Origin of the sequence: Pseudomonas asuensis, from assembly GCF_014646755.1 — a bacterium.
Taxonomy (GTDB): Bacteria; Pseudomonadota; Gammaproteobacteria; order Pseudomonadales; family Pseudomonadaceae; genus Chryseomonas; species Chryseomonas asuensis.
Genome location: NZ_BMNW01000010.1, coordinates 79,045 through 91,239, shown reverse-complemented (window position 1 = coordinate 91,239; position 12,195 = coordinate 79,045). Strand labels below are relative to the sequence as shown.

Here is a 12,195-nt window from a genome sequence, read left to right as displayed (position 1 = left end):
TTACTTCCTGGTCAGGGAGACCGCCAGGGTATCGCAAGGGGCACCATGTAGCAGGTCATTGGCTGTCGAACCCAACAGCAGTGCGAGGCCATGACGGCCGTGACTACCAACAACAATCAGGTCACAGGCATTTTCACGGGCAAACCGGTGAATTTCCTGGCGTGGCTGGCCGTAGGCTAATTGGCACTGGCCCTCCAGAAGGCTGTATTGCGCAACAAAGCTGTCCAGACGTTCACGCGACTGCTCGATCTGCTGCTGTTGAAGGGAGGAAAGATCCATGGGTACGTCACCACCGAAGGCCATAGCCATTGGTTCGACCACGTGCACCAGGGAAACCTTGCTTTGGAGGCCAGCAGCCAGATCGACAGCACGACGGATTACGGCGTGGCATTCATCAGTCAGGTCGATGGCTACCAGAATGTGTTTATAAGACATTTTATTTCTCCTCCTTAAGGATGGCGAACATTTCAAGTATGGCCTGTCTGGTGCAATTCGCACCTGCTATCCAGATACCGTTTGGACCGCATCAAGCGGTACTTGCTCCTTGCTATAAGGGTCGCGCCTCGCTGTTGTTACCAGATAGCTGCGTCAATTGCACCTATCCTTTGTAGAGATTGGTAAATTTTCAGCCCTTTGCCAGTTGGGTGCAGACAGATGTTATGCCACGTTAAGGCGTGGGTCGAATTGACATAACGCAGGTTTTGAATGATCGTGTAGGAGCTGTCAAACACTTGTATGAATCAGATGTTTGTCTTGCGGGCCCTGTAATGCCTGGGCGAGTGAGCGGAAGTCACTGTGAAGTGCCCCTTTTGCTTTGTTCAGGCTTAAAGAATCCTAGTATCACGCCATGCCATTGGCTGCCTGAGTGAATGGGCAACAAGGCTTGGATGTGAGTGTTCCGCTTCCACGTATGGAGATCAGTTGATGATTTACGAAGGTAAAGCCATCACGGTTAAGGCTCTAGAAAACGGTATCGCCGAGTTAAAGCTTGATCTTACTGGCGAATCGGTCAATAAATTTAATCGCCTGACCTTGAACGAGCTGCGCCAGGCTGTCGATGCCCTCAAGGCTGACGCTTCGGTCAAGGCCGTCATTCTCAGTAGCGGAAAGGATGTTTTCCTCGTAGGGGCAGACATCACCGAGTTCGTCGAAAGTTTCCGTATGCCAGACGAAGAGTTGCTGGCGGCAAACCTCGAGATTAATCGGATTTTCAACGATTTCGAAGATCTTAATGTGCCTACTGTGGCAGCAATCAACGGCATTGCACTCGGCGGTGGTCTGGAGATCGCTATGGCTGCAGACTTTCGTGTGATGAGCGAGACCGCGAAAGTTGGCTTGCCAGAAGTAAAGTTGGGTATCTATCCCGGATTCGGGGGGACGGTTCGCCTGCCTCGTCTGATCGGTAGCGACAACGCTATCGAATGGATCGCTTCAGGCAAGGAAAACTCCGCTGCCGAGGCGCTTAAAGTTGGTCTTGCTGACGCCGTTGTCGCACCTGAACATCTACAGGCCGCTGCGCTGGATCTGGCACTTCGAGCCATTGCCGGTGAGCTTGATCACAAAGCACGCCGTCAGCCTAAACTTGAAAAGCTCAAGCTCAACCCCATTGAAGCCATGATGGCGTTCGAGTCGGCCAAGGGCTATGTGGCAGGCCAGGCAGGTCCGAACTATCCAGCGCCTGTAGAGGCGATCAAGACCATCCAGAAAGCCGCTAACTTTGGTCGTGAAAAAGCTTTGGAGGTTGAAGCCAAGGGGTTTGTAAAACTGGCTAAAACCACCGTTTCGCAAAGTTTGATTGGCCTATTCCTGAACGATCAGCTTCTGAAGAAGAAGGCCAAGGTCTACGATCAGCAGGCGGGTAACGTTAAACAGGCCAGCGTGCTGGGTGCAGGCATTATGGGCGGTGGTATTGCCTATCAGTCTGCGCTTAAGGGTACCCCAATCCTCATGAAGGATATCCGTGAGGATGCGATTGAGCTTGGTCTAAATGAGGCGAGCAAGCTACTTAACAAACGCGTTGAGAAGGGCCGTCTTGAGCCTGTAAAAATGGCTGAAGCGCTCAACCGTATTCGTCCGACCTTGTCCTATGGCGACTTCAAGTCAGTGGATATCGTGGTCGAAGCTGTGGTTGAGAACCCGAAGATCAAGCAGGCCGTGCTGGCAGAGGTCGAGGACCATGTCGGTGAGGACGCGATTCTGGCCTCCAACACCTCAACTATCTCAATCAGCTTGCTCGCTCAGGCGCTAAAACGACCTGAAAATTTCTGCGGAATGCACTTCTTCAACCCAGTGCATATGATGCCTCTGGTAGAAGTAATCCGAGGTGAGAAGACCAGCGAAAAGACTATTGCGACCACTGTGGCCTATGCCAAGAAAATGGGTAAAAACCCCATCGTTGTCAATGACTGCCCAGGGTTCCTGGTAAACCGTGTGCTGTTCCCTTACTTCGGCGGCTTTGCTGGCCTGGTAGGGCAAGGGGCCGATTTCCAGCGTATCGATAAACTCATGGAGAAGTTTGGTTGGCCCATGGGACCGGCTTACCTGATGGATGTCGTAGGTATGGATACCGCGCACCACGCTCGCGACGTGATGGCGGAAGGTTTTCCAGATCGTATGAAGGAGACCCGCAAGACGGCCGTTGATGCATTGTACGAGGCTAAGCGCCTTGGACAGAAGAACAGCAAGGGTTTCTATGTCTACGAGACCGATAAGAAGGGCAAGCCCAAGAAAGTGGCTGATACTGAAACATACGCACTGCTCAAGCCTGTCGTGTATGAACAGCGTGAATTTACGGATGACGAGATCATTCAGCGCATGATGATTCCGCTATGCCTGGAGACTGTCCGTTGCCTGGAGGATGGCATTGTTGAATCGGCTGCCGAAGCGGACATGGGCTTGATCTACGGCATTGGCTTCCCTCCCTTCCGGGGCGGTGCGCTGCGTTATATCGATTCCCTGGGCCTTGCCGAGTTTGTAGCGCTGGCCGACCAGTATGCTGACCTGGGGCCGCTGTATCACCCGACTGAAAAGCTGCGCGAAATGGCCCGTAACGGCCAGTCCTTCTTTGGTTAACGCAGACAGCACAGAGCGAGAATTCTTATGAGCCTGAATCCAAGAGACGTTGTCATCGTCGACTTTGGCCGTACACCGATGGGCCGCTCCAAGGGTGGCATGCACCGTAACACCCGAGCAGAAAACATGTCTGCTCACCTGATTACCCAGCTTCTGGCGCGTAATCCGCAGATCAATCCGGCAGAAGTGGAAGATGTAATTTGGGGTTGCGTAAACCAGACGCTTGAGCAGGGGTGGAACATCGCCCGAATGGCGTCCCTGATGACTCCCATTCCTCATACCAGTGCAGGACAAACTGTGAGCCGTCTTTGCGGTTCCTCAATGAGCGCGCTACATACAGCTGCCCAAGCCATCATGACCGGGAACGGTGATGTATTCGTAGTGGGTGGGGTCGAGCATATGGGGCACGTCAGCATGATGCATGGCGTCGATCCAAATCCGCATATGTCGCTTTATGCTGCTAAGGCTTCAGGCATGATGGGACTGACTGCTGAGCTTTTGGGCAAAATGCACGGGATTACCCGGGAAGCGCAGGATAAGTTCGGCTATCGTTCACATCAACTGGCCTGGAAGGCGACGCAGGACGGTGCATTCAAGGACGAGATCATTCCCATGGAAGGACATGACGAGAATGGCTTCCTAAAAATGTTCGACTATGACGAAACCATTCGTCCTGACACCACTGTGGAAGGCTTGGCTGAGCTGAGGCCTGCTTTTAATCCGAAAGATGGTACAGTCACTGCTGGAACATCCTCGCAGATTACTGATGGGGCCTCCTGTATGATCGTTATGTCTGGCCAGCGAGCAATGGATCTGGGCTTGCAACCATTGGCGCGTATCCGAGCCATGGCGGTTGCTGGTGTAGACCCTGCCATCATGGGCTATGGTCCTGTCCCTGCTACTCAAAAGGCGCTCAAACGTGCCGGCCTGTCGATGGATGATATCGACTATGTCGAACTCAACGAGGCTTTCGCAGCCCAAGCTCTACCGGTGCTCAAAGACCTAAAACTCCTCGATAAGATGGAGGAGAAAGTCAATCTCCACGGCGGTGCTATCGCTTTAGGTCACCCCTTTGGTTGCTCTGGAGCACGTATTTCCGGCACGCTATTAAATGTAATGAAACAAAAGGGTGGCGTACTGGGCGTAGCAACCATGTGTATTGGCTTGGGTCAAGGCATTACAACGGTGTTCGAACGCGTCTGACAATGACTCGTATGCTACCGAAACCGGGGCTTAGCCCCGGTTTTTCTTTCTGGAGGAGACATGTCTTTACAACCTGGGCTCTATCGGCATTACAAAGGGCAGGAGTATCGCGTGCTGGGCGTGGCCAAGCATTCCGAAACGGAAGAGGAACTTGTTTTTTACCAGGCGTTGTATGGTGAATATGGCCTCTGGGCACGTCCACTCAGTATGTTTCTTGAGAGCGTTGAGGTGGACAGCGAGCGTGTTCCCCGCTTTGCTTTGGTAAAGGCTGAGGAGAATCCGTTAGGGCTTGCTGATCACATGCAGCCTTGACCTTGCTCCAGTAGCCACTATATATAGCGGGGCCGTACAGCCATGCTGTTATGGTTCGTCAGTCACTGCCAAATGTCTGTCAGACTGTCTCGCCTTTCTTTTTACATCTTTTAATAACGCAGGAATCAACCGATACATGGGCAAATCGCTGGTCATCGTGGAATCCCCGGCCAAGGCCAAGACTATCAACAAGTATCTGGGCAACCAGTACGTGGTGAAGTCGAGTATCGGCCATATCCGTGACCTGCCTACCAGTGGGTCGGCCGGCGCGTCAAAAGAGCCTGCCACGAAAGGACGCAAGTCTGCTGCCGAAGCTCCAGCTCTTTCTCCAAAGGAAAAGGCTAAGCGTCAGCTTGTCGCTCGTATGGGGGTCGACCCTGAGCATGGCTGGAAGGCGCACTATGAGATCCTGCCTGGCAAGGAAAAGGTGATCGAAGAACTCAAGCGTTTGGCTAAGGAAGCTGACACTGTTTACCTCGCAACCGACTTGGATCGTGAGGGGGAAGCCATCGCCTGGCACCTGCGCGAAGCCATTGGTGGTGACGAGAGTCGATTCAAGCGAGTCGTGTTCAACGAGATTACCAAGAAAGCAATCCAGGATGCTTTCTCCAAGCCTGGCGATCTAGACATCAATCGAGTCAATGCGCAGCAGGCCAGACGTTTTCTGGACCGTGTAGTGGGTTACATGGTCTCGCCTTTGCTATGGCAAAAGATTGCCCGAGGGCTTTCGGCCGGACGTGTCCAGTCCGTTGCGGTCAAGTTGCTTGTCGAGCGTGAGCGAGAAATCCGCGCCTTTGTTCCCGAGGAGTACTGGGAAGTACATGCTGACTTGGCGAACCCCAAGAGCGCCAAGGTGCGCTTTGAAGTTATTCGGCAGAATGGCGAAGCGTTCAAGCCGCTGAATGAGGCTCAGGCAAGCGCAGCAGTCGAAAAGTTAAAGGCCTCCAGCTACAGCATCAGCAAGCGCGAGGATAAGCCGACCAGTAGCCGACCTTCCGCTCCGTTCATTACGTCAACGTTGCAGCAGGCTGCCAGTAACCGACTGGGGTTTGGTGTAAAGAAAACCATGATGATGGCACAGCGTCTTTATGAGGCTGGCTATATCACATACATGCGTACCGACTCGACGAACCTGTCCAATGACGCCATTACCATGGCGCGGGCATTCATTGAGGGTGAGTTTGGCGATAAGTATTTGCCGAGCAAGCCTAATTTCTATAGCAGCAAGGAAGGCGCACAGGAAGCCCACGAAGCGATTCGTCCTTCTGATGTGAACACCCGTCCGGATCAGTTATCCGGTATGGAGCGAGACGCTGAACGCCTGTATGACTTGATCTGGCGTCAGTTCATTGCATGCCAGATGCCTCCTGCTGAATACCTCTCTACGTCGGTTACGGCAAAAGCTGGTGAGTTTGAACTGCGCGCCAAAGGGCGAATTCTCAAGTTCGATGGCTTTACGCGAGTACTGGCCCAGCAGAGCAAGCCTGGCGAGGATGATGTGCTGCCCGAAATGAATCAGGGCGACTCGATGAAACTGCTACGTCTTGACCCCAGCCAGCACTTTACCAAGCCGCCTGCACGCTTTTCTGAGGCCAGTTTGGTCAAGGAGTTGGAAAAGCGTGGGATCGGTCGTCCGTCGACGTATGCGGCTATCATCTCTACGATTCAAGATCGGGGCTATGCCACTGTGCATAACCGCCGCTTCTATGCAGAAAAGATGGGCGATATTGTTACGGATCGGTTGGGTGAAAGCTTCTCTGATCTTATGGATTACGGTTTTACTGCCAGCATGGAAGGCAATCTCGATACCGTAGCTCAGGGTGAGCTCGACTGGAAAAATCTGCTAGACGAGTTCTATGGCGACTTCAAGAAAAAGTTGGAGGCCGCTGAGAGTGCTGAAGGAGGCATGCGTGCCAATGTGCCAACCCTGACGGACATTCCATGTCCAACCTGTGGTCGGCCCATGATGATCCGAACAGCGTCCACGGGTGTATTCCTGGGTTGCTCGGGTTATACCCTTCCACCCAAAGAGCGCTGCAAGGGAACGATTAACCTTGTTCCTGGAGACGAGATTGCCGAAGACGACGAGGGTGAGTCTGAATCACGTGTGCTGCGTAGCAAACATCGCTGCGATATCTGCGGAACCGCAATGGATGCTTATCTAGTTGATGAGCACCGCAAGCTTCATATCTGCGGTAACAACCCTGATTGCACAGGCTACGAAGTCGAGACCGGTACCTATCGCATCAAGGGCTATGAAGGTCCTTCGCTTGAGTGCGATAAGTGCGGTAGTGAAATGCAGCTCAAGACTGGTCGTTTCGGTAAGTTCTTTGGATGTACCAATTCAGAGTGCAAGAACACCCGCAAACTGCTCAAGAATGGTGAGCCAGCTCCACCCAAGATGGATGCTATCGCCATGCCTGAGCTTAAGTGCGAGAAGGTCAACGATACGTATGTGTTGCGAGATGGAGCCTCGGGTCTGTTCCTGGCAGCCAGCCAATTTCCAAAGAACCGCGAGACTCGTGCGCCACTGGTCAGTGAGCTGTTGCCGCATAAGGATGAAATCGATCCGAAATACCATTATCTATTAAGCGCACCTGCCAAGGACCCCGATGGCCGCTCTGCTGTCATTCGCTTTAGTCGTAAGACCAAGGAGCAATATGTGCAGACTGAGGAGAATGGCAAGCCGACCGGTTGGAAAGCCTATTTCGACAATGGCAAGTGGAAAGTAGAAGACAAGCGTAGTTGATGCGCTGCAATTGATTGCCAATCCCACAGGTTGGTAATCAATGTTTCTCTGGCGGGGTGGCTATTGCTGCCCTGCCTCAGGAGGATTCATACATGTCTCATGAGATCTATACGCGTACTAATCAGAAACTGTACTTTGCCGGTTTGAGCCTTGAGTCATGGCGTAAGGCTGAGCAAGAGCAAAGCATTAATGCCCAAGGGCAAATACAAGCTGAGCGCGAAGCTACGTTGTTTCATCTGTATGGTGCTGTTTTAGGCTTGTGCCATGAGGTGGCAGGCTATTACCGCATGCCTAACGCGCAGGCAGTTTCTGTCGATCAGTTTCTAAACCCAGAAACATTAAAGGATTCGCCGAGTCCAGAGCTGGCCGAACTGCTTGAGTTAGCAAGTTATAAAGAGACCTGGCTGGCTCAGCTGCTTGCTGAATTTTCGCTATTGCAAAAGCCGCCGCAACCATCCAAGCAAGCTAAAGTCGATCCGAGCCTTCCCCTGATTGAGTCCATTAGCCTGAATGAGGAGAAGATGCCGCTAGGTCATGCTGAGCTTGAGGTCTGGAGGAAAAACATCAAGGAGTTGGCGCTGCGCTTTCGTGGTGCGTTGATGGAGTGGTAAGTCGTGGGCTCTAAAGCGAGCAGCCTTTGCTTGATCGAGGAGCTGCCTTACGACATTTTAATCTTTATTGTGTTACGTTAATCGATAGAGCCTAGGGAAGGGCAGGTGCGACTGTTACAATGCCAGCGCCTGCTGGAGATGCACATATGTCTACGTCTTATCTTGAAATTGTCGAATTGGCTGATGGCCGTATTGTTTTGCGTCGTGCCGATGGTGAAGAGGCACTAGTGACCTTGGAGTTTTCTTCCGATGCGAAGGACTTCTTGCATGGTCAACAAGTTGAAGTGGCAAAGGCCATGTTTAACTTGGGCGTGCAGATGGCGGGGCGCCTTGCCGAGGGAGATATGATCGAACGCGAAGATACTCCCCGCGTTCTTCATTGATCAGCCTAAACGGATGTTAAGGCTTTGGGCGTTTCCTGTCTGAGCGGCCAGAGCCAGCTTTTTCTTCTCAGAAATCTTCATCCCATGGAGCCAGCTCACTACGGTATGGCTTTTTCCTGAGCGCAATGCTTCACAAGCCAGCTCTAGCGCCTGCATGCTCTGGCGTGGCTGTAATAGCAAGATCCTGTTCAGGTTTAAGTCTCTTGAGCGCAGCCATTTAGTGGTTAGCAGTGTCGGGGGTGCTATCAGCGTCAACCACCGGGGGTCCTGCTCATCACTCAACTCTCGCAGCATCGGCGCTAGCAAGTGCAGGCAGTGATCCTGGGCGCCGTTTAGAATGACTTCGCTAAAGCACTCGGGAAGGGTTACAGCTTGTGCAGGTCCAGCTAGAAACGGGTTGAGCGACGATTGAACCAATGCGTCATGAAACAACGGCAATTGTCCATGATCCGGTGGCAATAAAGATTGCACTGAACACCTCCTTATAGATGCGTTGACTCATTAACGCCTGATAACACCTACGCTCAGGCCTTCGATGACCAGGTCCTGCTTCTTGAGGTCCACTTCAATGGGTTGAAAGTCAGGGTTTTCGGCAATCAGCCAGACCTTGTCACCCTCACGCTTGAAGCGTTTGACCGTTACCTCTTCCCCTACACGAGCCACTACGACTTGTCCGTTACGGGCTTCGCGCGTGACATGAACCGCTAAGAGGTCTCCATCAAGAATGCCGATGTTCTTCATGCTCATGCCTTCTACCTTCAAGAGGTAATCTGCACGTGGCTGAAAGAAGTCAGGATTAATATTGCAGTTTTCTTCTACATGCTGCTGCGCCAGGATTGGGGCGCCTGCTGCAACACGGCCAATGACTGGCAACTCGCTTTCAGCTGGCTTCTTCGCCTCAAATCCGGGAATACGAATTCCACGGGAAGCGCCAGGTGTCATTTCAATCGCGCCCTTACGTGCAAGTGCCTTGAGGTGCTCTTCTGCCGCATTGGGAGATTTGAAGCCAAGCTTCTGAGCAATTTCCGCACGAGTAGGTGGAAAACCATTTTCTTCGAGGCAGCGCTTGATGAAGCTCAGAATTTCGGACTGTCTAGGCGTTAATTTCAGCATGATAGGTGTCTGGCTTTATATACAGTTGCTGGGATTATATACAGTATTGGATTGAGGGCAACTGACTTTTCATCATCGAAATGCCATTACACCCTTTAACAATACTAACCATTGACGCAGAAATGTTTTAAACATATGTTTAAAACATTTTACGATCAGGTAGTTAAGCAATGGCTCAATCCGAAACGGTCGAGCGGATATTGGATGCCGCTGAACAACTTTTTGCTGAGCGTGGCTTTGCTGAAACGTCGCTCCGTTTGATAACCAGCAAGGCAAATGTAAACCTTGCTGCTGTGAACTATCACTTTGGTTCAAAGAAATCGCTTATACAGGCAGTATTCTCCCGGTTCCTTGACCCCTACTGTGCCTGTTTGGAAAGCGAGCTGGATCGCCGATACGGCAAGTCAGGTAACAAAGCGGATCTGGAAGAGCTTCTTTATTTGCTAGTAGATCAGGCGCTGGCTATCAAACCGCGACACGGCAATGACCTCTCTATCTTCATGCGTCTTCTGGGGCTGGCTTTCAGTGAAAGTCAGGGACATCTGAAGAAGTATCTTGAAGAAGCCTATGGGCGAGTATTTCGCCGTTATATGGAGTTGGTTGCGGTAGCCGCCCCAGCCATACCGCCTTTGGAGCTCTTCTGGCGAGCCCACTTCATGATAGGTGTGGCTGCGTTCAGCATGTCAGGCATCAAGGCGCTTAAGGCCATGGCGGACAATGACTTTGGCGTGCACACCTCAACAGAACAGGTGTTACGTCTGATGGTGCCTTTTATGGCCAGTGGGATGCTGGCGGATAGCGCCATGACTGACCAGGCACTTGTGTCCGCTCAGTTCAAGCCTCGCAAGTCTTCTAGCCAGGACGCGCAACGCTTCTAATCCAGTATGTGCCACGCTTTCAGCAAAGGCACCCTAGACGCATTGATTGAAATGAGTTGAACGGGCACCATGCCTTACTTATTTTCTGTGCCTCAGGGATGCCTATGCAAGGCTCATTAATGGTGGATATCGGCGGAACGTGGCTGACCGCTGAAGACCGACACCTCCTGCGCCAGCCCGAAGTGGGTGGGCTCATCATTTTTGCTCGTAATATCGAGCATCCTCGCCAGGTGCGAGAATTGTGCGAAGCCATACGGGCCGAGCGGCCTGATCTGCTGTTGGCAGTCGATCAGGAAGGCGGGCGTGTCCAGAGGCTTCGACAGGGTTTCGTTCGTCTCCCCGCTATGCGGCGATTCGCCGATCATCCAGAGGCCGAGCATCTTGCCGAGGCGTGTGGGTGGGTGATGGCGACAGAGGTACTGGCTGTAGGGCTCGACTTCAGCTTTGCTCCGGTTTTGGACCTGGATCATGGCCGTAGCGCTGTAATAGGCCAGCGAGCCTTTGAAGGTGCGCCAGAAAAGGCTAGTGCTCTAGCTGGAGCGTTTATTCGCGGCATGCATCGTGCTGGCATGGCGGCGACGGGCAAGCATTTTCCCGGCCATGGTTGGGCTGAGGCTGACTCGCACGTGGCTATTCCGCGAGACGAACGTAGTCTTGAGGCTATTAACGCTATTGATCTTGTTCCGTTCAGGCAGTTGAGTGGACAGTTAGATGCGATCATGCCTGCTCATGTGATTTACCCCAGCGTAGATGAGCAACCCGCTGGGTTTTCGCAGCGTTGGCTGCAGGACATACTTCGTGGTGAGCTGGGCTTCAAGGGCGTTATTTTCAGCGACGATTTGTCTATGGCTGGTGCACATGTCGCCGGTAATGCTGCAGAGCGGGTTCAGGCTGCCTTGAATGCTGGATGTGATATGGGGCTTGTTTGTAATGACCGTGCAGCAGCTGAGCTGGCACTGGCTGCTCTGCAACGGTTAAGGGTCAAGCCATCAGAGCGTCTGAAAGTGATGCGTGCGAGAGCATTTCCGTCTACTGAGTATCGTCAGCAGCCTCGCTGGCTTGCTGCTTTATCTATCCTGCGTCAAGCAGGTCTGGTTGATTAAGGAGTTCATATGACCATTTACGCCATTATCGGCGGGACTGGCCTGACGCAGTTGGAAGGTCTGACGCTTGATGAATCCATCAGCATGAACACGCCTTACGGGGCACCTTCGGCTGATATTCTAAAAGGCCGTTATGCGGGGCGTGAGGTCTTGTTCCTGGCGCGCCATGGCCACCCACATCGTATTCCTCCTCATCAGGTCAACTACCGGGCCAATATCTGGGCACTCAAGCATGCGGGTGCTGAGGCTATTCTGGCTGTCAATGCTGTGGGGGGTATCCATGCGGCTATGGGCAGTGGACATCTCTGCGTGCCTCATCAGATCGTCGACTATACCTGGGGGCGCGAACACACGTTTTTTGAGGGTTCTCTAGAAGCCGTAACGCATATCGATTTCAGTTACCCCTATGATGAAACGCTTCGTCAGCAGCTGATCAGTGCTCTGCGCCAGCACGGCTACGCGCATAGTGATCAGGGCGTCTACGCCTGCACACAAGGGCCTCGTCTGGAGACAGCAGGGGAGATTGTTCGTTTGGAGCGTGACGGATGCGACATCGTGGGTATGACAGCTATGCCAGAGGCTGCGTTGGCACGCGAGCAAGACCTGGCTTATGCCTGTTTGGCACTCATAGTTAATCCAGCCGCGGGCAAAGTAACAGGCGTTATCACCATGGCTGAGATTGAACAGGCTTTGCATGAAGGCATAGGACGGGTTAAAGCCGTATTGGCATCGGTATTGGCCGGTTGAACTCCGTTAGCCAGGCACCTAGAT

The 12,195-nt window shown here is 52.6% G+C and carries 12 protein-coding genes; 9 read left to right on the top strand and 3 right to left on the bottom strand.

Annotated elements, in window-relative coordinates; all coding sequences use genetic code 11:
- Positions 1-435: a universal stress protein gene (locus IEX86_RS19645; RefSeq protein ID WP_188867838.1), complete on the bottom strand. Its 435-nt coding sequence runs from the start codon at positions 433-435 to the stop codon at positions 1-3.
- A 489-nt stretch (positions 436-924) separates the two neighbouring features.
- Here IEX86_RS19645 and fadB point away from each other — a divergent pair, with 489 nt between their 5' ends.
- The 6 genes from fadB (at position 925) to IEX86_RS19615 (ending at position 8,330) form a co-directional block, all read left to right on the top strand.
- A complete protein-coding gene (gene fadB / locus IEX86_RS19640) occupies positions 925-3,072 on the top strand; it encodes a fatty acid oxidation complex subunit alpha FadB (RefSeq protein WP_188867837.1) in 2,148 nt (715 codons plus the stop codon).
- 27 nt (positions 3,073-3,099) lie between these two features.
- Positions 3,100-4,275, top strand: coding sequence for an acetyl-CoA C-acyltransferase FadA (fadA, locus tag IEX86_RS19635; protein ID WP_188867836.1), 1,176 nt, complete (start codon positions 3,100-3,102; stop codon positions 4,273-4,275).
- Positions 4,276-4,335: 60 nt separating this feature from the next.
- Positions 4,336-4,587: a DUF1653 domain-containing protein gene (locus IEX86_RS19630; RefSeq protein ID WP_188867835.1), complete on the top strand. Its 252-nt coding sequence runs from the start codon at positions 4,336-4,338 to the stop codon at positions 4,585-4,587.
- A gap of 136 nt (positions 4,588-4,723) precedes the next feature.
- Positions 4,724-7,336, top strand: a complete 2,613-nt coding sequence (topA, locus tag IEX86_RS19625) for a type I DNA topoisomerase (protein WP_188867834.1) — start codon at positions 4,724-4,726, stop codon at positions 7,334-7,336.
- Positions 7,337-7,428: 92 nt separating this feature from the next.
- Complete coding sequence (locus IEX86_RS19620; protein WP_188867833.1) at positions 7,429-7,947, top strand: DUF6586 family protein; 519 nt, start codon at positions 7,429-7,431, stop codon at positions 7,945-7,947.
- A 146-nt stretch (positions 7,948-8,093) separates the two neighbouring features.
- A complete protein-coding gene (locus IEX86_RS19615; RefSeq protein WP_010797699.1) occupies positions 8,094-8,330 on the top strand; it encodes a hypothetical protein in 237 nt (78 codons plus the stop codon).
- Here IEX86_RS19615 and sulA read toward each other — a convergent pair whose 3' ends face one another.
- Positions 8,331-8,801, bottom strand: a complete 471-nt coding sequence (gene sulA, locus IEX86_RS19610) for an SOS-induced cell division inhibitor SulA (protein WP_188867832.1) — start codon at positions 8,799-8,801, stop codon at positions 8,331-8,333.
- 30 nt (positions 8,802-8,831) lie between these two features.
- Positions 8,832-9,443 carry a transcriptional repressor LexA gene (lexA, locus tag IEX86_RS19605; RefSeq protein ID WP_188867831.1) on the bottom strand — a complete coding sequence of 204 codons (612 nt, stop codon included), beginning with the start codon at positions 9,441-9,443 and terminating at the stop codon, positions 8,832-8,834.
- 170 nt (positions 9,444-9,613) lie between these two features.
- Here lexA and IEX86_RS19600 point away from each other — a divergent pair, with 170 nt between their 5' ends.
- The 3 genes from IEX86_RS19600 to IEX86_RS19590 all read left to right on the top strand — a co-directional run bounded on the left by IEX86_RS19600 (position 9,614) and on the right by IEX86_RS19590 (position 12,171).
- Positions 9,614-10,321 carry a TetR/AcrR family transcriptional regulator gene (locus IEX86_RS19600; protein ID WP_188867830.1) on the top strand — a complete coding sequence of 236 codons (708 nt, stop codon included), beginning with the start codon at positions 9,614-9,616 and terminating at the stop codon, positions 10,319-10,321.
- A gap of 104 nt (positions 10,322-10,425) precedes the next feature.
- Entirely contained in the window at positions 10,426-11,424 is a 999-nt protein-coding gene (gene nagZ / locus IEX86_RS19595) for a beta-N-acetylhexosaminidase (protein WP_188867829.1), read from the top strand.
- Between the two features lie 9 nt (positions 11,425-11,433).
- A complete protein-coding gene (locus IEX86_RS19590) occupies positions 11,434-12,171 on the top strand; it encodes an S-methyl-5'-thioinosine phosphorylase (RefSeq protein WP_188867828.1) in 738 nt (245 codons plus the stop codon).
- The last annotated feature ends 24 nt before the right edge of the window (positions 12,172-12,195 follow it).